Below are 23,577 nucleotides of genomic sequence, written 5' to 3'. Positions count from 1 at the left end.
GCTCTACTTGAGGCTGCCGAGCGTGACGCCGGAGCGCCAGTAGCGCCGCATCGAGATCATCAAGGCGACCATGGGGATCAGCGAGATGATCGAACCGACGACGACCAGGCCGGTGAGATCGGTGGAGGTGTCCACCTTGACCTTCAGCCACGAGTACAACCCCAGCATGACCGGCCACTTGTACTGGTCACGCAGGTAGACCAGCGGGCCGAAGAAAGAGTTCCAGGACCCGACGAAGCCGAGTAGAAAGATCGTTGCGGCGCCGGTGGACATCAGCCGTGCGCCGATGGAGAAGAAGATGCGGTACTCCCCCGCCCCGTCGATGCGGGCGGCCTCGAGTAGTTCGGGCGGGATGGCGCCCTCGGCATAGACCTTGGCGAGGTAGACGGAGAAGGCGCTGAAGAAGTTCGGCACGATGATCGCCCAGGGGGTGTCGATCATGTGCAGGTCCGTGTAGAGCAGGAAGGACGGGATCGTGAGCAGCGCACCCGGCACCAGGAAAGAGCCGATGACGACGCCCATCATCACGCCGCGCCCGCGGAAGCGGTACATCGCCAGGCCGTAGCCGCAGGCGACGCAGACCAGGGACATGCCCGCGGTTCCGGTGAGGCCATAGAGGAGGGTGTTCCACATCCAGGTCAGGAAGATGCCGTCCTGGTAGGTGAACAGGCCCCTGACGTTGTCCCACAGCCGGAACTCGGCGAACCACAGCCCGTTGGTGGTGTACAGGTCGCCCTGGCTTTTGGTGGCGGCCACGATCAGCCACCAGACGGGTGCCACCGAGTAGACGGTGAAGGCGACCAGGCCGGTGATGACGATGAGCTTGGTGCGGGTGCTGTGCCGCAGGGTTCCCTTGGCGGCCCGGCCGCGCCGCCGCCGGTCGGTGGTGGCCGGCGATGGGGGGCGTTCCGTGGCTATGGTCATGAGGTCGGTGCCTTGTTCGTGAGGCGGTGAAAATGGCCGAGGCCGCGCCGACGACGAGGGCCAGGATGATGGACAGGGCGGCGGCGTAGTTGAAATCTCCTTGCGGTTCATGGCACCGCTCCTTTGTAGGTAGGGATCGCCGCGCAGGCCGTTTGAAGAACGACCATAGAAAGCGTTCTCTACGCCGAAGTTAGATCTCCAGGGCGGCCCTGAGCAAGATGTCATGCAGATAAATCTCGGGTTACGCCGGAATTTCATGGCAAGAGGGCGCGGCGGCTGTCCTGCGCAGACCGCTGGGCGACGCGCTTGGCAGACAGCGTTACCTATCGATCGCCGGCCGGCCGACAGACTGGCGCAGGATCACATGGGTGCCCAGCAGCTGATGCCGCTCCGCCCTGCCCACCGGCCGATCGAGAGCGGCCCGGACGGCGGCGCGGCCCAGTTCCTCATAGGGGACGTGGACCGTGGTCAGGCTGGGGCGCAGGTCGGTGGCGAGGGGGATGTCGTCATAGCCGACGATGGAGACATCGTCGGGAACGCTGAGCCCGGCGTCGTAGACAGCGGCCATCGCGCCGCCGGCGATGACGTCGGTCTCGGCGAAGATCGCGGTGAAGTCGCGGCCGCCGCTCAACCGGTCGCTGACTCGCTCGTAGCCGGACGCGCGGCTGAACTCCGCATCGAGCTCGAACAGGCTCTCGTCCACGGAGACGGCCATGTCCGCCATCGCCCGGCGAAATCCGGCGAGACGACCCGTGGTGGTGGTGAAGGCCGGATCCCCGCCCACGTAGAGGATTCTGCGGTGCCCACGGCTGATGAGGTAGCTGGACAGCGCATAGGCGCCGCCCTCGTTGTCGTACTCGACAACAGTCGCCGGGATCCCGGGCCCCAGGGACGGGCGTCCGCACAGGACCAGCCGCGACTTGGCGGCGTCGAGCGATCGGGCGATGTCGATCATCCGCGCCCGGTAGGCGGCGCTGTCCCAGGCCCCGCCGATCAGGAAGACCGCGGCGGCCCGCTGCTCGCGCATGAGCTGGATCGCCGCCAGCTCGCGGGCCGGATCTCCGTCGGTGGTGGCCACCAGGCAGATGTGCCCGCGCTGTGCGGCTTCCTGCTCGACTCCGTGCACGGCCGCGGCGAAGGCCGGACCGCGTACGTCGTTGACGATGAAACCGACCGTACGGGTTGATCCCCCGCCCAGCGCGCGAGCATGGGTGTTGGCGACGTAATTCAGCTCTCTGATCGCGCGCTGGACCCGCACCCGGGTGCTTTGAGCCACCGGATAGTTGCCGGCCACCACGCGCGAGACCGTGGACAGGGAGACCCCGGCGAGCTCGGCTACGTCCTTGATCGTGCTCTGGCGGTGATCGAGGTCGTCCGGCACGTCGTTCTTTCGTCTGGCCACCCAGCCAGTTTAGAGAGCGTTGTCCACTCCTGTTCGACCACGATGGTAACGATCTCTAAGGCGTTCCGCCGATTTGTCAGCTGAGACGAGACGACGGGACCGGCCGCGAAGAAGAGCTGAGATCTCCGTCAGACCAGCGATCCCGCAGCTGGCCGCAGAGATCGCGACTCACAGATCGCGTCCCGCCTTGCTGCGCGCTTTGTAACGCTGTTGTAACGACAGCTTGTGCAACCGCGACGGTCGATCTAGGTTCCGGACAACGCTTTCTATTGAGCGTCTCTCAAGGTCGTCTTCAGGTCACCTTCATCCGTCGCAGCACCCCACAGCGGTGCGCGCTCCGACGGTCGCGTTCACCCCAGTCCTGGTGAGCGCTTAGGAGAGGAGAGCTCTTGTCAGCCATCCATCCCCACTCAAGCCCCAATCGTCGCGACCTGTTCAAGGCGGCCATGGCCGCCGGGATCGTCGCGGCCGTGCCCGCGCACGCCGCCCAAGCCTCCGTAGCTCGCACCACCGCAGCGGCGATCACCCACCCCGGCCTCCTGCATACGCAGGCGGACCTCAGCCGGATGGCCGCCCGGGTGAGCGCCGGCGTACAGCCCTGGCAGGCCGGCTGGGACCGGCTCGTGGCCAACGGCCACGCGCAGAGCACCTGGACGGCGAACCCGCAGGCCACCATCATCCGCGGCGGGACAGGCGAGAACTACGGCATCCTCTACAACGACATTCACGCCGCCTACCAGAACGCGTTACGGTGGCGGATCAGCGGCAACACGGCCTACGGGAACACCGCGCGGGACATCCTCAATGCCTGGTCGGCCACTCTCACCACGGTGACAGGCAATGCCGACCGCTTCCTGGCCGCGGGCATCTACGGATACCAGTTCGCCAACGCGGCCGAGCTCATGCGCGGGTACGGCGGCTTCGACCTGGCTCGCTTCCAGAGCATGATGCGCAACGTCTTCTACCCGGTCAACGACAACTTCCTCGTCAACCACAACGGCGCCTGCATCACCAACTACTGGGCCAACTGGGACCTGTGCACCATGAACTCGATCCTGGCGATCGGTGTTCTCTGCGACGACCAGACGCTCATCAACCGGGCGATCGACTACTTCAAGAACGGCGCGGGCAACGGCTCCATCATGCACGCCATCCCGTTCCTGCACGACGGCGGGCTCGCGCAGTGGCAGGAGAGCGGCCGCGATCAGGGCCACACCATGATGGGCGTCGGGCAGATGGGCGCCTTCTGCGAAATGGCCTGGAACCAGGGCGTGGACCTGTACGGGTACGCCGACAACCGGTTCGCGCGGGCCTGCGAGTACATCGCCAAGTACAACCTGGGCGAGACGGTCCCTTTCACCACCTACACCTGGGGCAACGGCACGAACTGCGCCCAGAACACCCACACCGCGATCTCTTCCGACAGCAGAGGACAGATCCGGCCGGTCTGGGAGACCGTCTACAACCACTACGCGGGTCGCCGGGGCCTGGCCATGCCCTACACGGCCAGGGCAGCCGCGGCGGTCAGGGCAGAGGGCGGCGGCGGAGACTACGGAAGCACCAGCGGTGGGTTCGACCAACTCGGGTTCGGCACCCTGGTCCACACCCGCGACGGAGCGTCGATCGTCTCCGGCGGGACGTACAAGCTGGTGTGCGAGCGCAGCGGCAAGGCGCTGGACAACGGCAACACCACGACCGACGGAGCGGCGGTCGTGCAGTGGACCGACAACGGCGGCTCACCACAGACCTGGCGCATCACCGACGTCGGCGGCGGCTACCACAAGCTCGTCAACGCCATGAGCGGCAAGGCGCTGGACAACGGCAACACCGCAGCCGACGGAGCGACGGTCGTGCAGTGGACCGACAACGGCGGGTCGCCGCAGCGCTGGAAGATCGTGGACGTCGGCGGTGGCGCGTACAAGCTGATCAGTGCCATGAGCGGCAAGGCGCTGGACAACGGCAACACCGCGACCGAGGGAGCGACCGCCCTCCAATGGACCGACACAGGCGGACTGCCTCAGCGATGGAGGCTCATCCGCCTCACCTGACGACCGACTCATCCCATGTCTGGAGATCAATTCGCCATGCCCCGCTGGAGACTGTGTCATGTCCTGCTCGCCGCCGGCCTACTGCTCCCGATCGCCCTCGGCGCGTTACCTGCCGCCGCCGGTGTCCCCCCGGCCGTCCAGGAGGACTCCATCACCTTCGGCGACACCGGGTCGGAGTCGGCACATGGCCTGAGCGCGGAGTTCACCTCGGTGGTGGACGGAGCGCTGAAGGAGAAGGCCCGAGTGGCCAATCCGACGAACCCACCGAGCATCAAGGGTGGTGAGCTGCGCTTCAGGATGCGGGTCGACCCGGTCGCCCAGAACTACTTCACCCTGAAGTTCTGGGGAAGCGACGCCTCCGGCAACAGGACGATCGCCTACGTCAACGGCGAGCAGATCGGCTACCGACGCTCCGGTGACTACGAGGGGATCAACGCCGGTGCGAACAAGCCGCTGCCAGGTCGCTTCTACTACAACACGATCATGCTGCCGCTCGCGCACACGCAGGGGCAGCACGTCGTGGAGATGACGGTCCGCACCTACGACGGCGCCTTCAGCCAGCCCGTGACCGCGCCTTCGCGCGGCTACTACAAGGCCTACACGCACACCAGCGCCTACCTGGACGTCTCCGGCGAGAAGCAGGGCACGCTCACCCCGGACACCACACCCGCCCCCGGACAGACCGAGGCGGAGAAACAGGCGTTGATCGACGGCTACCGGCAGAGCCAGATCAACCTGTTCAACCAGGACAGCGCCACCATCGACGCCGCGCCCGACCGCAAGCTGTCCATCGTCCGCTACCAGGACGACCTGCGCTTCTACGCCTCGGCGCTGCATGAGCCCTGGTGCCCGGCCAACACGCCCGAGTTGCGCAAGGCCGCCGTCGCCCGAGTGCTCAAGGTGATCGACAACCACGTCAAGGATTACTACGGCAACACCCAACTGCTGCTGCGTGGCGGCCACCAGGGCGACTGGGGTGGCTACTACGGCGCGCTCGGCGAGGCGCTGTACATCGTCGAGGACCTGCTCGGTGACGACTTCCCGGCGTTCCTGGATCAACCGTTCGTCACCGGCACCCAGGACGGGCCGACCTCGCTGAAGGGCGTCGACTGGAACGGCGGCGAGCTGACCAGACGGGAGGCCTACGAGCGGGTGCTGAAGGCGAACTTCGACTTCGCCCGATCGCGGCTGTCCTACATCTACAACCAGGTCATGTTCACCTACGAGGGCGCATGGGAGGCGCACGAGGGGCTGCGGGTGATCAGCTCGAAGTTCTACGAGGGCAAGGAGCGCAGCCACCGGATCGCGCTGGAGGCGCTGGGCGCGGCGCCGTTTCTCGGCGAAGAGGTGCTGGTCGGCCCCGACGGCAAGGACCTGGACCTCTACCACTCGCTCTTCTACCACGACACCACGGCCCGCTTCACTGCCGACACGGCGCAGATCGTCGGCAAAGGGCTGGCCAAGAGCAAGCTCGATGCCGGTGGTCATGTTGTGCGCCGCCTGCCGTACGGCGAGCACTACACAGGTATCACCAAAGCGGGCTTGACCAGGGAGAACACCTACGTCGCCAACTACGGCGAGGCCACGAACTACCTGCCCGAATGGTTCTTCAGGACGCTGGGGCACAAGGGCGATGAGAAGCTCAACGACCAGATCCTCGAACTGGCGCTGAAGAACCTGCACGCCCGCGGCTACACGCGCCATTCCGGCATCGACGACAACGGCAAGCGCGTCATGCGCGCCGAGATGGTCACCGACGAGCGCAACACCGGCTACCCCGGCTGGCCGGCCTACGGGCTGAGAGTCAGCGAGGGCCGCATCATGACCTACGTCGCGCTGGAAAAGCACATGGCCGAACACGCAGAGCAGTACGCCGGCAAGCAGTGGGAGCCGTACCGGCGCTACGCGCGCGAGGCGGTCGGCTTCGCCCAGCAGCAGCTCGCCGACAACCAGTACTTCAACGAGTTCGGCTCTGTCCAGTCCAAGAACAAGTACGACCTGTGGCTGCCCGAGACCTACGCCTACCTGCGCGAACACGAGCCCACCGGCGTCGTGCTCCCCCAGACCGACCTCGACCAGTACACCTCCGAACAGCTCGCGGCCCTGAAAGTCGACCCCGCCGACTATGAGCGGTTCGCCTTCGCCGACGTGGACAACATGTTCGTCTCGCTGCGCGACGGCGACACGCGTATCTTCGGCTCGCTGTTCGAACGGCAGCGCGGCTACGCCGGAAACGGCAGGCTGCACGTGCTGAACCGCGACCACGACGACACCGTGCAGATCGCCACCGACGCCCAGTTCTCCTACCAGGACTACTACCTGCGGATGGACAACATCGACGTCGACTTCATGGAGGATCAGCTGACCGGCGACGGCACGCTGCCCCAGGCGCTGGCCGGAGAGCTCGCGCCGATCGCGCACCAGCCGGGCGTCGGCACCGTGCGCAGGGAGAACTTCGAGTTCGACACCCCCTACTCCGGCTACGCCGATTTCCTGACCGCCCGTTACGGCCGGTATCTGTTCGTCTTCAACACCACCCGCCAGGAGTACGGCAACGCCAAGACCTACCAGCTCGACGTGCCGGCGAGCGCCGTCGACCTGGTGTCGGGCAAGCCCGTCGCCAAGGGCAAGGCCGGCGTGCCACCGGAGACGGCCATGGTGCTCAGGCTGGACACCGCGATCGAGCAGCAGGCCAAGCCACACCGCGTGGACTTCGTCCAGGCGCTGCGCGACCAGCGGGGCGCGGTGCTCACCTGGAAGCCCGCCGCAGGCGCCGAGTCGTACACGATCAAGCGGGACGGCAAGGTGATCGCCACCCGCGTGCGCGGCACCTCCTTCACCGACGCCGGCGGCAAGGGACGCTCCTATACGGTGACCGCGGTCAACCGGGCCGGCTCCGGCTGGGAGTCGCAGGCCGCGACCGTGCCCGCCAAACCGGTCGATCGCATCGGCGAGGTCACCGGCACGGTCAAGACCGGCGGGCACAAGATCGAGCTGTCCGGCGGCAACGGCACCGGCCTGGGCGAGGGCGACGACTACTACGTCGACAAGCGCGCCATCGACGACCGGCTGCTGTTCGCCAACGAGGTCCTCACCGGCAGCAGCTCGATCAGCGCCAAGGTGAAAGGCGACGGCGGGCTGATGCTGCGGGCCGACACCCGCTACATCTACTTCGGCACCGACGCCTCCGGCAAGCTCGTCCTGCGGAACCGCACCCGGGACTCCCGCCACGACTGGCAGGACCAGCGGCGTAGCCCGCTCAAGGCCACCATCCCGAGCCTCGACGCCGCCGACTACCCCTACCTCAAGCTCGTCCGCGACGCCGACTCCCACATCGTCCGTGCCTGGGCCGGCAAGGACGGGCAGGCATGGACGTACGTGGCCGAGCTGTTCACCCCGTTCCCCGAGGCCGTCCTGGCGGGCGCGGCGGCGCCGGTCGCGGCGACGTTCAAGGACGTCACGATCGCCGAGCAGCCCGCGGGCACGCTGTACGCGCGCGTCGAGCGGGCCAGGGACCAGGTGACCCTGCGCTGGAGCAAGCCGAACACCGCCACGCGCTTCAACGTCTACCGCAAGGACGCGGCGGCCGGGTCGTGGCGCAAGGTGCTGTCCAGCGCGCTGACCTTCAGTTTCACCGACGAGCCGCTCCGCTACGGCACCCGCTTCTACAAGGTGACCACGATCGGCGCGGACGGCACGGAACGGCCGGGCTCCGGCATGCTGATGGCGACCGCCGAGCCGCTCGCCACGGTGATCGCCGAGGCCGAGAAGCTGCCCGCGGCCGACTACACCAAGGGCAGCTATTACCTGCTGACCAAGACGATCGCGGAAGCCAAGGCGGGTGGCGAGGAGGAAACACTGATCAACCGCATCTACGCCGCCGTGGCCGAGCTCGTGCCGGTCAGCTCGCTGCTGGTCGAGGTGCCGGTGGATCCGTCCATGGTGACGGCGTCCACGCCGCCATGGGGAGGGGGCGGGACCGCCGCGGACAACGGCTGGCGGGCCTTCGACGGCGACCTCGCCACGGCCACCGACACCACCACGGCCACCGGATGGATCGACGTCCGGCTGCCTCAGGCGGTCTCGCTGGACGCCCTGCGCTACCACCCGCGGGCCGGCAACATCGCGCGGATGAACGGCGCCGTCTTCCAGGGCTCGGCCGACGGTGGTTCGACCTGGACGAACCTGCACACCGCGAGCGCCGTCTCCGAGCTTCGCTGGTATGAGGTGACTCTCCCGAGAACGCCCGCCTACCAGCGGCTGCGCGTCGCCTTCCCGGTCGGCGGCAACACCAATGTCGCCGAGGTCGAGTTCCTCGTCCGTCACGACGACCGTACCCTGCTCAAGCTGCTCATAGCCGAAGCCGAGGCGGTCGATCGCGACCGCTACACCGAGGCCAGTCTCGCGGCTCTCGACGCCGCCCTGAACACCGCCGGATCGGACCTCGCCGGCCAGGCCGAGATCGACCAGGCAGCCGACGCGCTGCTCACCGCGATCGGAAACCTCACGCCGAAGGCCTGACAGTGCACGGAAGACCGCAGGTCATCGCAGGTTGCGATGACCTGCGGTCCGCCCTTCCCGTCGCGCCGCAGGCTCGGCGCGCGGCCCATGCCAGGTGAACGGCCGTACCATCAGGCAATGGCTAAACGTGTGACGATCAACGATGTGGCCCAGGCCGCAGGCGTCTCCCGGCAGACGGTGACCCGGGCGATCAATGACATGGGAGAGATCAACGAACAGACCAAGCAGCGCGTGCTGGAAGCCTGCCAAAAGCTCGGATACCGGCCGAGCCGGTTCGCTCGCAACCTCGTCGTGCGCAAGAAGACTCGTGCGATGGGGTATCTAGTGGCCTCCTTCCGCAACCCGTACTTCACCGAGATCGCCGGAGATCTGCTCAATGCCGCGGCAGAGCGCGGCTGGCACGTGGTGATGGCCTCGACGGAGACGGAGGACGAGCCGAACGCGCTCGACATGCTGTCGGGGCAGGTGGACGTGTTCATCGGGCACTTCGTGCAGAATGACGACGCCCTCGCGCGGGCCAGCGGCGGCATCCCGCTCGTGATGCTGGAACGGCCGAGCAGCCGGCCCGGCATGCATTCCGTCGAAGTCGACATACGTGAAGGTGTGCGAGAGGCGATCCAGGCACTGCGTACCAAGGGGGCGCGGCGCATCGGGATGATCGATTCCTCCTATTCGCTGCGCGCCTCGCCGACCTACGAGCCCTCGCCACGGCGTGGCTACTTCGAGGAGCTCGTCGGCGGCGAGTCGACAGGCATGGTCGTCGTGGGTGAGGAATCGATGGCCGGTGGCGGCCGGGCGTTCGCCGAGCTTGTCGCCACATATCCGGATATGGACGCGGTGCTGGCCTTCAATGACCTCATGGCGATCGGTGCGGTGCAGGCTTCACACGCTCTCGGCATCGAGGTGCCGCGCCAGGTCAAGATCTGCGGCTTCGACGGTCTGACCCTGGGCGAGGCCGTGCATCCCACGTTGACGACGGTCTCGATCGATCGCCACGCCCTGGTCAGCAGCGCGTTGGACATAGCCGACGCTCTCGCCGCCGCCGACTTCGGCGTGCTGCCGCCCATGCGGCGAACGGTACGCCCGCACATGCTGTGGCGAGAATCCGCTTGACCCACCCCCATTGACACGGGGGAACCCGCTCTTTACGGTGATGTTTCACGGAGATGCCGTGAACGTTCACGGTCATACCGTGAACGTTCACGGTCGCCAATGCGGCCGTTTCCGCTCCCCCTCTGAGAGCTGTACATCGTGCCCTTCCTTTCCACACCAGTCCGCCGCCTGTCGTCATTCGAGCCCGGTGCCGGCCGACTGACGCCGCGTGCATGGACGGCTGCGCCATGACCCGCCGCAAGGAGTTGATCAACAGAGCCTGGAAGTTCGCCTACGGGGATCCGCCCGGCGCGGTCGCGGAGGACTTCGACGACAGCGACTTCTACGACGTCGGGCTGCCGCACTCCTTCGGCATCCCGTACTTCATGGAGACCGGCTTCTACGTCGGCCGCGGCGTCTATCGCCGAGTCCTCGAAGTGCGCCCTGAGGATCTGGGCAAGTACCTCGCCCTGGAGTTCCAGGGGGTGTTCCAGGACGCCGAGGTGTACGTCAACGGCCGGCAGGTGGGCCGGCATCTCGGCGGATACACCGCCTTCGCGATCGACATCTCCACCGCGGTACGCGCGGGGGCCAATCAGCTCGCTGTGCGGGTCAGCAACGAGTGGAACCCGCGGCTGGCTCCCCGCGCCGGAGAACACACCTTCAACGGCGGCATCTACCGCGACGTCTCCCTGATCGTGACCGAGCGCACCCGCATCGCCTGGTACGGCACGTTCGTCACCACGCGCCAGGTGCTGGGCGGCGACGCCGTCATCGAGGTGGCCACCGAGCTCGTCAACGACAGCGGCGTTCCCTTCGACGGTGACCTGACCGCCGAAATCCGCCTGGCCGGGGAGTCGATCCTGCGGCTGCGCCAGCCGGTGTCCTTGCCGGCCGGAGCCACGCGCACCTGCCGCCAGGAACTCACCCTGCCCCAGGCGCGGCTGTGGCATCCCGACACGCCGCACCTCTACACGCTGGAGCAGCGCCTCGGCCTGGACCAGGCCGTCACCACTTTCGGGGTACGCACCGTCGAGTTCACCACCGACAAGGGCTTCTTCCTCAACGGCGAGCACCTGCCGATCCACGGCGCCAACGTGCACCAGGACCGCGCCGGGTGGAGCGACGCCGCGACCCACAGCGGCATCCGCCGCGATGTCACGCTGATCCGCGAGAGCGGGATGAACCTCATTCGCGGATCGCACTACCCCCACCACGAGGAGTTCACCGCCGAGTGCGATCGCCAAGGGGTGCTGTTCTGGTCTGAGCTGTGCTTCTGGGGAATCGGCGGGGAGAACGCCGAAGGTTTCTGGACCGCCGGCGCCTACCCGCCCGACGAGGGCGACCGCGCGGAGTTCGAAGACAGCTGCCTGCGTGCCATGGCCGAGATGATCCGCGTCAACCGCAACCACCCCAGCGTCATCGCCTGGAGCACCGGCAACGAGGTGTTCTTCACCGATGACGAGGTGATTCCGCAGGCCAAGCAGCTGACCCGGCGCCTGGTCGACCTCGTCCACGAGCTCGACCCCACCCGGCCGGCCGCGGTGGGCGGAGCTCAGCGCCGCGGCTTCGACGAGCTCGGCGACCTGGCCGGCTACAACGGCGACGGAGCGTCACTCTTCCTCAAGCCGCCATGGCCCAACATCGTCTCCGAGTACGGCAGCGTCATCGAAGACCGCCCCGGCACCTACGGCCCCCGCTACAGCTACGGCGTCGAAACCGACCACGCCTGGCGGTCGGGGATCGTGCTCTGGTGCGGGTTCCACCACGGCAGCATCGTGCCCGACATGGGCCGCATGGGGTTCATCGACTACTTTCGCCTCCCGCTGCGGGCCTGGCACTGGTACCGCCACGAACTGCGGGGCATCGAGCCGCCCCCGTGGCCGCAACCCGGTACCGCGACCGCGCTGCGGCTGAGCGCGGACCGCATGACGATCGCCACCGACGGCACCGACGACACCCTGATCACCGTGGAACTCGTCGACGCCTCAGGCCAGGTCGTCGCCGACGATCGCGCCGTGCGCATCGAGGTCGTGGCAGGCGGGGGCATCTTCCCCACCGGTACCTCGATCACCCTGTCCGCTGACAACCGCGGCCTGCTCGACGGTGTCGGCGCGATCGAGTTCCGCTCGTACTTCGCCGGTCCGAACACGTTACGGGCCGGCGCCGACGGGCTGGAGGCGACAGAGCTGACGATCGAGGCGGTCGGCGGAGAAGACTGGCGCGGCCAGCCGCGCCGCCTGCCCGCCGGGCCGCCCTCGCTGTCGTTCATGCCCTCCGCCGATTCCCCACGCCTGCTGTCGGCCAAGCGGCCCGTCTTCAGCAGCGGTTCGCCGGCCGACCGACCGGCTCACCTGGTCACCGACTACTCCGTCGCCGAAGGCTGGGTCAGCGCCACGAACCAACCGGGCGCTTGGCTCCGCATCGATCTCGAAGGCCTGTGGGCGGTGGACACGATCACCGTGCTCTTCGGCGAGCCGGGCTCGGTGCCGTTCGTGCTGGCGGTCTCCGCCGACGGCCAAGCGTTCGAGCAGGCCGCCACCGGCACCACCCGGCACCGGCAGATGTCGTTCGACCTGGGCGGACGTCTCATCCATGCCGTGAAGGTAGCGTTCCCGCAAGCTCCGGCCGAGGTCATCGAGGTGAGGGTTCATGGTCGCTAACCGCGGCAAACCGGGACTCAGGCGGAGTCTGCGCCGGCATTGGCAGCTCTACCTGCTGATCGTGCTGCCTCTCGCCTACTTCGTGGTCTTCAAGTACGTGCCCATGACCAACTCGGTCATCGCCTTCAAGGACTACAACGTCGTCGACGGCATCTGGGGCAGCCCATGGGCGGGGCTCCAGCACTTCACCGCATTCTTCTCCAATCCGGTCTTCTGGACGCTGGTCCGCAACACCCTCCTGCTGTCGGTGTACTTCCTGCTGGCTGGCTTCCCCATCCCGATCATCCTGGCCCTGGCGCTGAACGAGATCCGGCAGGGCTTCTTCAAACGCACCGTGCAGCTGGTCACCTATGCGCCGTACTTCATCTCCACTGTCGTCATCGTCTCCATGACGATCCTCATCCTGTCGCCGCGGATCGGCCTGGTCGACCAAGGCTTCGGCTTCTTCGGCCTGGACGCGCCCGACTTCCTGGGCAACGCCGACTACTTCCGGCACATCTACGTGTGGAGCGACATCTGGCAGACCGCCGGATATTCCGCCGTCATCTACATGGCCGCGCTGGCCGGCATCGACCCGAGCCTGTACGAGGCCGCCCGGGTCGACGGAGCCACCCGGCTACAGAAGATCATTAATGTCGACATCCCCGGCATCATGCCGACCGCGGTGATCATCCTGATCCTGGGCGCGGGCAACATCATGGCGATCGGGTTCGAGAAGGCGTACCTGCTGCAGAACCCGCTCAATCTCGGCCAGTCGGAGATCATCGCGACCTACGTCTACAAGACCGGGCTGCTCAACGCCGACTTCAGCCAAGCCGCGGCGGTGGGCCTGTTCAACTCCGTCATCAATCTGGTGCTGCTGCTCGGCGTCAACGTCATCTCCAAGCGAGTGTCCGGGAGCGGTCTGTGGTGAAGCAGGGACGAAAGGTCAAGAACACCGGCATCGACCGGGTCTTCATGTTCGCGGTATACGCGCTGCTCCTCACCTTCCTGGCCGTGGTGCTGCTGCCGCTGATCTACATCCTCTCCAGCTCCTTCAGCAGCCCCAACGCCGTCTCCTCCGGCCGCGTATGGCTGTGGCCCGTCGACTTCACCATCCGTGGTTACGAGGTCGTGCTCAGCGATCCGCAGATCCTCGGCGGGTTCGCCAACTCGCTCTTCTACACCGTGGTGGGCGCGCTGGTCAGCGTGACCCTGACCATCGCCATCGCCTATCCGCTGTCCCGCAAAGGCTTCTACGGCCGCGGCTTCATCACCTCCATCATCGTGTACACGATGCTGTTCGCCGGCGGGATCATCCCGACCTACCTGGTCGTGCAGTCCTTGGGCCTGCTCGACACCCGATGGGCGATGATCCTCCCGCAGGCGATCGGCGTCTGGCAGGTCATCATCGCCCGCGCCTACCTACGCAACTCCATCCCCGACTCGCTGTACGAGGCGGCCGAACTCGACGGCGCCGGCGACCTGCGCATCCTGTGGTCGGTGGTGCTGCCGCTGGCCAAGCCCATGATCGCGGTCATCGCCCTGATGTACGCGATCATGCAGTGGAACTCCTACTTCGACGCGCTGCTCTACCTGAAGACCGATGATCTGTATCCGCTCCAGCTGGTGCTGCGCAACATCCTCGTCCTCAACTCGCCCGGCAACGGGATGGACGCCGCGGCCGGGATCGAACGTCGCCATCTCGCCGACCTGCTCAAGTACTCCCTCATCGTCGTCTCGACGGCCCCGGTGCTGCTGATCTATCCGTTCGTCGCCCGGCACTTCACCAAGGGCGCCTTGATCGGCGCGGTCAAGGGCTAGCCGATGTTCTCCATGAAAGGTCCTGCCATGCTCTGTCCCCCGAGGCGGGTGGCCATGCTCGCCGTCCTCATGACCATGCTGCCGCTCGCGGCCTGTTCCTCTGGCGCGAACGCCGGCAAGTCCGATCCCGGCACTCTCACGATCTTCGCTCCGCAAGATGCCGGGGTCGACTGCAAGACCAACGCGTTCACCAAGCTGGTGAGCGAGAAGTTCAAGGTCAACCTCCAGTTCCAGACGACCACCTACGACGCCGGCCCGGCTTCGGAGAAGCGCCAGATCTCCCTGGCCAGCGGCGACTACCCCGATGTGTACCTGCTCGTCTCATGGGTTGACCAGTTCAGCCAGGCCGAGCTGCTCAAGTTCGCCAAACAGGGCATCATCGTGCCGCTGAACGACCTGATCGCCAAGTACGCGCCGAACATCCAGAAGGCGTTCAACGACACCCCGGCTTTCAAGACCATGGCCACCGCCCCTGACGGCAAGATCTACGGCCTGCCACAGTGGAACGACTGCTTCCACTGCTCGTACTCGGCCAAGCTGTGGATGAACTCCGCTTGGCTGAAGAAGCTGGGCCTCAAGCAGCCGGCCACCACCGAGGACCTGCGCGCCGTCTTGACGGCGTTCAAGACCAAGGACCCCAACGGCAACGGCAAGGCCGATGAGATTCCGCTGAGCGGCGACACGGCCGAGACGCTGCTGTCGTACTTCATGAATGCCTTCCTGTACGACCCGCAGACCGGCGAGGCATATCCGTCGACGCTCGCGCTGAACAACGGCCAGGTGCAACTGCAGGCCAGTCAGGACAAATGGCGTGCGGGGCTGAAGTACATCGCCTCGCTGTACGCCGACGGGCTCATCGACGAGGGCTCCTTCACCCAGAACTACGACGCGCTCAAGGCCAAGGGCGACCACGCGGACGCGGTCATCGTCGGAGCGGCCACCACGCAGAACGTGGGTAACCTCCTCACCCTCGGGCAGAAGGACGGGCGGGACAAGAACTATGACGCGGTGCCTCCGCTCAAGGGCCCGGACGGCACCGGCTACGCCGCCTACAACCTGCCCAGCATGCCGGGGGCGTCCTTCGTCATCACCAACAAGGCGAGCGAGCAGGAGCAGATCACCGCGATCAAGATGATGGACTACCTCTTCACCGACGAGGGCCATGTGCTCGGCGAATTCGGCACGCAGGGGGTCAACTGGGACAAGCCAGCCAGCGGTGATGTGGCCCTGGACAAGGATCTGACCCCGCTGTTCAAGACGCTGCCGGCCGACCCGGACAACCCCGCCCCCACCCGCAACAAGTCCTGGGGCGCCCTCACGCAGTACAACAGCAACAAGGCATTCCGCGGGGCCCAGGTTCAGCCGACCGACATCTACGACACGCGCGGGGTCGAGCGGCGGCTGTTCCAGGCCACCGAGCTGTATGCGGGCAAGGAAGCGAAGGATCAGATCTACCCCTACTGGAACGTGTGGATCGGCGCGGACGTGGCGGCCGAGCACGCCACCCTGCGGACGAACATCGAGAACTACGTGGCCCAGTCCGGTCTCGAGTTCGTCACCGGCAGGAAGAATGTCAACGACGACGCCGCATGGGCGGCCTACCTCAAGGGCCTCGACGACCTGGGACTCAAGCGCTACCTGGAGATCGAGCAGAAGGCGTACCAGAAGTGAGCGGACCGCGGCGCCACCGTTTGCGGCTGCCGGCGCCCTCCGCCACCTTCCACGAGGGTTTCCCCCTGGGCAACGGAACCCTGGGCGCGATGGTGCACGGGCGCGTCGCCGCCGAGCGCTTCGACCTCAACATCGACACGCTCTGGTCGGGTGGCCCCCGGTCCCCCAAGAACGACCCCGAAGTCAGCACCCTGCTGCCCGAACTGCGGCGCGCCATCACCGAGCAGGGCCACCTGCGCGCTGACGAACTCGCCCGGGCCATGCAGGGACCGGGCTACAGCGAGTCCTACCAGCCGGTGGGCCGGCTGGAGTGGCGATACGCCGCCGACCAGCCCATCAGCGGGTATCGCCGCGAACTCGACGTGGCCGAGGCCGTCGCCATCACCGCCTACGACACCCCGGCGGGCCCGGTGCGCATGCAGAGCTTCGTCTCCCAGCCAGACGGCGTCCTGGTCGTCACCGTAACGGGAGGCGGCTCAGCGGCAGCGGACGCCGTCGCCGTAACGGGGGCCGGCGCAGCGGACGCCGTCGCCCTCACCTTCGGCAGCGACCACCCCGCCGTCGAGGTCACCCGGCGACAGGACGCCGACGTGCACTGGCTCACCGCCACCGGACGCGCGCCCTCCCACGTCCTGCCCAACTACGTCGACCAGCACCCGGCGATCTTCTACGCCGACGACGAACCTGGCGAGGACGGCACCGTCGCCGCCGGCATGGGATTCGCCGTCGTCGCCGCCGTACAGCGGACCGGCCCGCAAGAGATCCGGCTGATCGCCTCGGCGGCCAGCGGGTTCCGGGGCTATGACCAGCGGCCGAGCGCCGACCTGGCCGCCATCGCCGAGCAGGCGCGCCGGCGCGTCCAGCGCGCCACCGCGACCGGCACGGCCGAGCTGCGCGCCCGCCACCGCCAGGATTACCGCGGCTACTTCGACCGGGTCGATCTGGACCTGTCGGCATCGGCTCCCGCGACCGAGGGAGCCGATCCGGCCCGCGCCGAGCTGTACTACCACTACGGCCGCTACCTGCTGATCTCCAGCTCGCGCCCCGGAACGCAGGCCGCCAACCTGCAGGGCATCTGGAACGCCGACGTGCGCCCCGGATGGAGCTGCAACTACACCACCAACATCAACGTCGAGATGAACTACTGGCCCGCGGAGCCGACCGCACTTCCCGAGGTGCACCAGCCGCTGTTCGAGCTGACCCGCGAACTGGCCGCAGCCGGAGCGGACACGGCCAGCCGCTACTACGCCGCCGGCGGCGCGACCGTCCACCACAACACCGACATCTGGCGTTTCTCCACTCCCGTGATAGGCGACCCCCAGTTCGCCAACTGGCCTTCCGGCCTGATGTGGCTCACCGCGCACCTCTGGGATCACCTCGACTACCAGCACGACGACGACTTCGCCGCGAACACGGCCCTGCCCGTCTTCCGGTCGGCCGCCCGGTTCGCCCTGGACATGCTGGTGCCCGACCAACGCGGAGAGCTCGTCATGAGCCCCTCGACGTCCCCGGAACACCATTTCGTGGTTGGGGAGTCCCAGCGCGCCGCCACCTCGCAGGGCAGTGCCATGGACCAGGAACTGGTGCGCGAGGTGCTGTCACGCTACGCCCTCCTGGCCGAGCGGTTCTCGGGCAGCCACGACCTCTTCGTCGCCCAGGTACGCGGCGCGCTCTCCACGCTGCGCCCTGTCGCCATCGGGCAGGAGGGGGACCTGCTGGAGTGGTACGACGAGCGAACCCCGCGCGAGCCCGGGCACCGGCACCTCTCGCACCTGTACGCGCTGTACCCGGGCACGCGCATCACCGAGACCGGCACCCCGCGTGACTTCGAGGCGGCACGCCGTGCGCTGCGGTCGCGGCTGGAGCACGGCAGCGGCTACACCGGCTGGAGCCAGGCGTGGATCCTCTGCCTGGCCGCCCGGTTGCGTGACGCCAAGCTCGCCGAACGGTCGATCTCCGTCCTCCTGGACGACCTCAGCTCGCCGTCCCTCCTCGACCTCCACCCGCACGACGATTGGCCCGGCGGCCACATCTTCCAGATCGACGGCAACTTCGGCGCGGTCGCCGGCATGACCGAGCTGCTCGTGCAGAGTCACGAAGGCGCCATCAGCCTGCTGAAGACGCTGCCCGCGAGCTGGCCGAGCGGACACGTGCGCGGCATCCGGTGCCGCGGCGGCCACCGCGTCGACATCGACTGGCAGCTGGGCGTCCTGAGCACCGCCGACATCACCGCCGGCGGCAGCGGGCCCATCACCGTCGAAGTACCTGACCACACCCCACCGCTCACGGTCATCGACGAGCACGGAGACGAGGTCGCCTCCCACGAGGCCGGCGGTGCCGCGACCGGGCGATACCGGCGCCAGTGGGAGGCCGTCGCGCACACCCGCTACCGGCTCACCGTCCACCCGCCGGAACGATGTTCTCTCGGGTGACTCCAAGGTCACGTCAGGTGCACTGCCTCGGTTACTACCGGCCTGACGACGCGCTGCTCCTGAGCTTCGGCAAGGTTGGAGGAGCACACCCCGGTCTGCCTGCCGCCGCGCCACGAGGCGGGCGCGGCGGTCAGTCACGCATGGCACGGATCAGTGCGGGCATCGCGACCAGCAAGGCGATTCCTCGCAGCACCCCCGCGATCGGGTACGGCGCCCGCAACCCGAACGTATGCGCCACCAGCCCCCCAGCCAGCGCCCCGAGCGGGATCAGTCCCCAGCCGAGCATCCTGTAGACGCTGTTCACCCGGCCGAGCATCTCGGACGCCACGATCCGTTGCCGGAGGCTGACGGTCACGATGCTCCAGAGCGTGGTGACGAAGCCGTTGACGGCCAGCAGGGCGCCGAGAACGATCACGTTCGGGCTCAACCCGATCCCGACGAAGATGACGACGTTCGTGACGAGCGCGGCGAGGAGCGCGGGAAGCTCGCCCATCCTCTTGACGAGGCGCGCGCTGACCAGCCCGCCGAGCAGACTGCCGATCGCGGCGCCGGCGAGCAGCAGCCCGTAACCGGGCGCGTCGAGGCGCAGCGTCTGGGTCGCCAGCAGCACCAGGGAGACGTTGCCGAGCTGAAAGCAGAAGGTGTTGACGCCGAGCAGGACCGCGAGGGTGCGCAGCAGCCGGTGACGGGCCAGCCAGCGCAGGCCGTCCGCGATCGCCGTCCGCATCGGCGGATGATCGATCCGCTCGCGCCTGCGCCTGCGCCTGGGCAACGTCGCCAGCAGCGCGGCGGACAGGGCGAACGAGGCGGCATCCACACCGAACGGCAACGCCACGGCGACCGCGAACAGCAGGCTGCCGACCGGTGGCCCCGCGAACTGCAAGCCGACCGTGGTGATCGTCTGCTTGGCGGCGACCCGGTTCGCGATCTCGCCGCTGTCGGAGACCGTGTCCGGCCTGCAGCAGCTGGGTGATCTCGATCGGAACCCGCTCCACCTGCGGTGGCTGCGGTGGGCGGCGGACGAGCTCGCCAGGCATCCACTGGATCTCTCGCATACGTGGCCGCTGATCGTCAGCGACCGGCCGAACTGGCCGGAATTCCTCGTTCCTGCCCCGCTCGGCTCGGGAGCCTCCATGGACGACGACCTTGCCGCGTTGCGAAGGACACCCGCATCTCAAGTGCGGATCAGCCTCCGGCGCGTGTTCGGCGAGGACCTCCCTGCCCCGGCCGCCGCGCTCGCCGAACAGCCGGCGGCAGGACTGCGTGCGATCGCCGCGGAACTGCGCGCGGCACACGAGCGGCTCATCGCGCCGCACTGGTCACGGATCCGGGCCGTACTTGATGCGGACGTCATCTATCGGGCCAAGCAGATGGCCGCGGGCGGTGCCGAGAGGTTGTTCGCCGACCTGCATCCGGATCTGCGCTGGCGCGATGGCCGGCTGCAGTTGGGGGGGAGCGCGTTGGCGGGTCGAGCATGTCGTGGAGCGCGGTCCGGGTGGGCTGGTGCTCATGCCGGTCGTTCTCGGCTCACCCTACGTTCTGATCAAGAAGAGGACGTCCACGCAGACCACGGTGCGCTATCCGGCACGGGGCGTCGGGACGCTGTGGACCGCCGGGACGCGGGTGCCCACAGGCAGCACGGTTCGGCTGCTCGGTCGGGCACGAGCCGAACTGCTTGAGGCACTGCGGTCCCCCGCAACGACGACGGACTTGGCTCGAGCGCTCAGGATCACACCCAGCGCGGTCTCACAACACCTCCGTGTACTACGCGAGAGCGGGCTGGTCGCCCGCGAACGATCCGGGCGCACCGTGTTGTATATGACGACTACTCTCGGGGCGTCCCTGAGCGGGACAGTTACCTCGCTTTCCATTTGAGCCCCTTGATCGGGCTCTCTGGCAGGAGCTGCGGTCGTGTCAGCGGTCGTGTCAGCACGGCAACGGCCCGGTATCAGGGCGGTCGGCGATGGTGGCTGCCATGGACGGCTCAGCGATTGCGGCACTCGCGATCGTCTCGGCTATTCAGTGTTGCTATGTACTGGTAGTCAGTGTTACTTTGTACCGGTAGTCAGCAGCATTGAGTAGCTGAAAGGGGGTGTTCCATGGGCAAGCAGGTGACGGAGATGCTCAAGGGAACGCTGGAGGGCATCGTCCTGGCGATCCTGTACGGCCGGCCCGCGTACGGCTACGAGATCACGGCGTGGCTGCGGGATCAGGGCTTCTCCGACATCGCCGAGGGCACCATCTACGCGCTGCTCATCAGGGTCGAGCAGCGCGGCCTCGTCGACGTGGAGAAGGTCCCGTCCGACAAGGGGCCGCCGCGCAAGATGTATTCCCTGAACGCCCAGGGACGGGAGTACCTCGAAGAGTTCTGGAGGAACTGGAGCTTCCTCACCGAACGGCTCGAACAGCTCCGCGAAGGAGGTAAGTAGCCATGGACACCGGGTCGAACGAGCCGAAGAGTCGCTACCGGCAGTACCTGGAGGTGGTCACCGGGCCGCTCGAGGACAAGAAGCGCTGGCGGCAGTACAAGGCGCGCATCAGAAACCTTCCCGAGAACTACCGCATGGCAGTCGAAGCGCTGGAGCGGTACTTGATGCACTTCGGGCCGGGGGACGGCGCCGACGCGGCCTCGATGTACGAGGACCTTGCCGATCTGTTCGAACAGAGCGCGGCGGACGGAACCCCGATCCGCGAGATCTTCGGGGAGGACCCCGTGGAGTTCGTCGAGGCGTTCGTTCAGAACTACTCGGTGGGGCGGTACATCAACCGGGAGCGGAACCGACTCACCAGCGCCATCGCGCGCGCCGCCGGCGAAGACACCGGAAAAGAAGTCAGGACCGTCTGATGACGAAGAACAGCACGTCCTCGACCAACGCGTCGGGGTCGTCCTTCGGAAGCAAGGGTGATGAGCAGGAGCGCGTTCGCGCCAGCCTCAGTCAGGTGGTCGAGCGCAACCCGAACATCAAGATCAGCGCGAAGGTCGCCAGCAACCACGGCTCGATCCTGCGTAAGGACTTCCGCGCCGTCGCCGACGCGGTCCGCGAGGTCGCCGCCCTCGACCGCGAGGGGAATCCTCGCTGAGTAACCGGCTTGAGGTCGACGGGCTGAGCAGGTCGTAGGAACGCCAGTCCGCGCCCCGACATCACGAGCTTCGAGGACACGCGGCTCTATCGGCAGTACGAGGCACGCACGCAGCGGCTTCCCGCGACTCGGAACCCCTCCGCGACGTCGTCGGGGAAGACCCCGTGGAGTTCGCCGAGGCGTTTCTCCGCAACTACCCGCAGCAGCAGTGGATCAGCCGTGCGCGGAAACGGCTGACCGACGCCATCGATCGCGACACGGACGAAACCCCGTGACGAACCAGAGAACGGATATCTGAATGACAACCAACAAGGTTCGAGGGCCTGTGATCCACGTGCAGGGCCTGGAGAAGTCGTACAAGGAGCTGCGGGTGCTGCGCGGTGTGGACTTCGATGTGGCGCGGGGCAGCATTTTCGCTCTGCTCGGCTCGAACGGGGCGGGCAAGACCACGGTCGTGAAGATCCTGTCCACGCTGCTCAAGGCCGACGCGGGCACGGCCAGCGTCAACGGTTTGGACGTCGCCACGCAACCGGCGGACGTGCGGGGGTCGATCAGCCTCACCGGGCAGTTCGCGGCGGTCGATGAGATTCTCAGCGGGCGGGAGAACCTCGTGCTGGTCGCCCGGTTACGGCACCTCAAGGATCCGGGCAAGATCGCCGATGACCTGCTCGCGCGTTTCTCGCTGACCGACGCCGGCGCACGGAAGGTGTCGACGTATTCGGGTGGCATGCGCCGCCGCCTCGACATCGCGATGAGCCTCATCGGCAATCCGCCGGTCATCTTCCTCGACGAGCCGACGACCGGCCTCGACCCCCAGGCGCGCATCGAGGTGTGGCAGGCCATCAAGGAACTCGCCGGCCAGGGCACGACGGTGCTGCTCACCACGCAGTATCTGGACGAGGCCGAACATCTCGCCGACCGGATCGCCATCCTGCACGAAGGCCGGATCATCGTGAACGGCACCCTGGCCGAGCTCAAGCAACTCCTCCCGCCCGCCAAGGTCGAATACGTCGAAAAGCAGCCGACCCTCGAGGACGTCTTCCTCACCCTCGTCGGCGCCAACGCCAACAACGGCCATGACCGCAACGCCGGCACGAACGCGTAAGGAACCACGATGACCAAGCACTTCTTCGGCGACACCACCGCCCTGTTAGGACGATCCCTGCGCCACATCACGCGCAGCGCGGACACCATCATCACCACCACGATCATGCCGATCGCCATGATGCTGATGTTCGTCTACGTCTTCGGCGGCGCGATCAACACCGGGTCGCAGTCGTATGTGACCTACCTGCTGCCCGGCATCCTGCTCATCACGGTCGCCTCGGGCATCGCCTACACCGCGTTCCGGCTCTTCATGGACATGAAGAGCGGCATCTTCGAGCGCTTCCAGTCCATGCCCATCGCACGCTCATCCGTCCTGTGGGCGCACGTGCTGACCTCGCTGATCGCCAATCTGATCTCGCTCGTCGTCGTCGTACTCGTCGCCCTGCTCATGGGCTTCCGCTCGAGCGCGGGAGTGTCGGCGTGGCTCGCCGTCGCCGGCATCCTGACCCTGTTCACCCTGGCGCTGACGTGGATCGCCGTCATCCCCGGCCTGTCCGCCAAGACCGTCGAAGGCGCCAGCGCGTTCTCCTACCCGCTCATCTTCCTGCCCTTCCTCAGCTCGGCCTTCGTCCCCACCGCCACCATGCCCGGCCCGGTACGCGCCTTCGCCGAACACCAGCCGGTGACCTCCATCGTCAACGCCATCCGCGACCTGTTCACCCAGCAGCCCGTCGGCACCGACATCTGGATCGCCCTCGCCTGGTGCGTCGGCATCCTCATCGTCGCCTACGCCTTCGCCATGAACACCTACCGCCGCAAGATCTCCTAGGGCCGCGTCGATCGAGTCCGTCTTGATCCGGATCAGCGGTGGCGGACAGGCGGAACGCGCCCTC

Annotated in this window: 17 protein-coding genes; 14 read left to right on the top strand and 3 right to left on the bottom strand. The window is 67.2% G+C overall.

Annotated elements, in window-relative coordinates:
* Window positions 1-3 precede the first annotated feature (3 nt).
* Window positions 4-924, bottom strand: coding sequence for a carbohydrate ABC transporter permease (locus tag KLK06_RS54425; protein ID WP_214643766.1), 921 nt, complete (start codon window positions 922-924; stop codon window positions 4-6).
* A 319-nt stretch (window positions 925-1,243) separates the two neighbouring features.
* The gene (locus KLK06_RS54420; RefSeq protein WP_214643765.1) at window positions 1,244-2,326 is read right to left on the bottom strand and encodes a LacI family DNA-binding transcriptional regulator; all 1,083 of its coding nucleotides are present in this window, start codon (window positions 2,324-2,326) and stop codon (window positions 1,244-1,246) included.
* Window positions 2,327-2,715: 389 nt separating this feature from the next.
* On the opposite strand from KLK06_RS54420, the gene KLK06_RS54415 reads away from it, so the two are divergent.
* From KLK06_RS54415 to KLK06_RS54380, 8 genes are all read left to right on the top strand, one after another.
* Window positions 2,716-4,374: an RICIN domain-containing protein gene (locus tag KLK06_RS54415; RefSeq protein WP_214643764.1), complete on the top strand. Its 1,659-nt coding sequence runs from the start codon at window positions 2,716-2,718 to the stop codon at window positions 4,372-4,374.
* Between the two features lie 36 nt (window positions 4,375-4,410).
* The gene (locus KLK06_RS54410) at window positions 4,411-8,895 is read left to right on the top strand and encodes a hypothetical protein (protein ID WP_214643763.1); all 4,485 of its coding nucleotides are present in this window, start codon (window positions 4,411-4,413) and stop codon (window positions 8,893-8,895) included.
* A gap of 36 nt (window positions 8,896-8,931) precedes the next feature.
* Window positions 8,932-10,008 (top strand): LacI family DNA-binding transcriptional regulator, encoded by a 1,077-nt coding sequence (locus tag KLK06_RS54405; protein WP_214643762.1) that lies wholly within the window; start codon window positions 8,932-8,934, stop codon window positions 10,006-10,008.
* A 227-nt stretch (window positions 10,009-10,235) separates the two neighbouring features.
* Window positions 10,236-12,650: a glycoside hydrolase family 2 TIM barrel-domain containing protein gene (locus KLK06_RS54400; RefSeq protein WP_214643761.1), complete on the top strand. Its 2,415-nt coding sequence runs from the start codon at window positions 10,236-10,238 to the stop codon at window positions 12,648-12,650.
* Window positions 12,640-13,563: a sugar ABC transporter permease gene (locus KLK06_RS54395; protein WP_214643760.1), complete on the top strand. Its 924-nt coding sequence runs from the start codon at window positions 12,640-12,642 to the stop codon at window positions 13,561-13,563. The genes KLK06_RS54400 and KLK06_RS54395 overlap by 11 nt, the downstream gene beginning before the upstream one ends.
* The gene (locus KLK06_RS62835; RefSeq protein WP_214643759.1) at window positions 13,560-14,453 is read left to right on the top strand and encodes a carbohydrate ABC transporter permease; all 894 of its coding nucleotides are present in this window, start codon (window positions 13,560-13,562) and stop codon (window positions 14,451-14,453) included. The genes KLK06_RS54395 and KLK06_RS62835 overlap by 4 nt, the downstream gene beginning before the upstream one ends.
* A 27-nt stretch (window positions 14,454-14,480) precedes the next feature.
* Window positions 14,481-16,124, top strand: coding sequence for a hypothetical protein (locus tag KLK06_RS54385; RefSeq protein WP_214643758.1), 1,644 nt, complete (start codon window positions 14,481-14,483; stop codon window positions 16,122-16,124).
* Window positions 16,121-18,556, top strand: coding sequence for a glycoside hydrolase N-terminal domain-containing protein (locus KLK06_RS54380; protein ID WP_214643757.1), 2,436 nt, complete (start codon window positions 16,121-16,123; stop codon window positions 18,554-18,556). Before KLK06_RS54385 ends, KLK06_RS54380 begins: the two co-directional genes overlap by 4 nt.
* 130 nt (window positions 18,557-18,686) lie before the next feature.
* Here the strand turns inward: KLK06_RS54380 and KLK06_RS54375 are convergent, their stop codons facing one another.
* Window positions 18,687-19,691 carry an MFS transporter gene (locus tag KLK06_RS54375; protein ID WP_250907502.1) on the bottom strand — a complete coding sequence of 335 codons (1,005 nt, stop codon included), beginning with the start codon at window positions 19,689-19,691 and terminating at the stop codon, window positions 18,687-18,689.
* Window positions 19,692-19,897: 206 nt separating this feature from the next.
* Between KLK06_RS54375 and KLK06_RS63395 the strand changes: the two genes are divergently transcribed.
* The 6 genes from KLK06_RS63395 to KLK06_RS54345 all read left to right on the top strand — a co-directional run bounded on the left by KLK06_RS63395 (window position 19,898) and on the right by KLK06_RS54345 (window position 23,513).
* A complete protein-coding gene (locus tag KLK06_RS63395) occupies window positions 19,898-20,431 on the top strand; it encodes an ArsR/SmtB family transcription factor (RefSeq protein WP_374197206.1) in 534 nt (177 codons plus the stop codon).
* Window positions 20,432-20,655: 224 nt separating this feature from the next.
* Window positions 20,656-20,985 carry a PadR family transcriptional regulator gene (locus KLK06_RS54365; protein WP_214643755.1) on the top strand — a complete coding sequence of 110 codons (330 nt, stop codon included), beginning with the start codon at window positions 20,656-20,658 and terminating at the stop codon, window positions 20,983-20,985.
* Window positions 20,986-20,987: 2 nt separating this feature from the next.
* Window positions 20,988-21,401: a DUF1048 domain-containing protein gene (locus tag KLK06_RS54360; protein ID WP_214643754.1), complete on the top strand. Its 414-nt coding sequence runs from the start codon at window positions 20,988-20,990 to the stop codon at window positions 21,399-21,401.
* Window positions 21,401-21,637: a hypothetical protein gene (locus KLK06_RS54355; RefSeq protein WP_250907501.1), complete on the top strand. Its 237-nt coding sequence runs from the start codon at window positions 21,401-21,403 to the stop codon at window positions 21,635-21,637. The genes KLK06_RS54360 and KLK06_RS54355 overlap by 1 nt, the downstream gene beginning before the upstream one ends.
* Window positions 21,638-21,935: 298 nt before the next feature.
* Window positions 21,936-22,742: an ABC transporter ATP-binding protein gene (locus KLK06_RS54350; protein WP_214643753.1), complete on the top strand. Its 807-nt coding sequence runs from the start codon at window positions 21,936-21,938 to the stop codon at window positions 22,740-22,742.
* 9 nt (window positions 22,743-22,751) lie between these two features.
* On the top strand, window positions 22,752-23,513 hold the full coding sequence (locus KLK06_RS54345; RefSeq protein ID WP_214643752.1) for an ABC transporter permease: 762 nt from the start codon (window positions 22,752-22,754) through the stop codon (window positions 23,511-23,513).
* The last annotated feature ends 64 nt before the right edge of the window (window positions 23,514-23,577 follow it).

The sequence above is a fragment of the Nonomuraea sp. NEAU-A123 genome, from assembly GCF_018603905.1.
Lineage (GTDB): Bacteria > Actinomycetota > Actinomycetes > Streptosporangiales > Streptosporangiaceae > Nonomuraea.
Note: the sequence above shows the minus strand (reverse complement) of the source record. Positions and strands in the feature narration are given on the sequence as shown.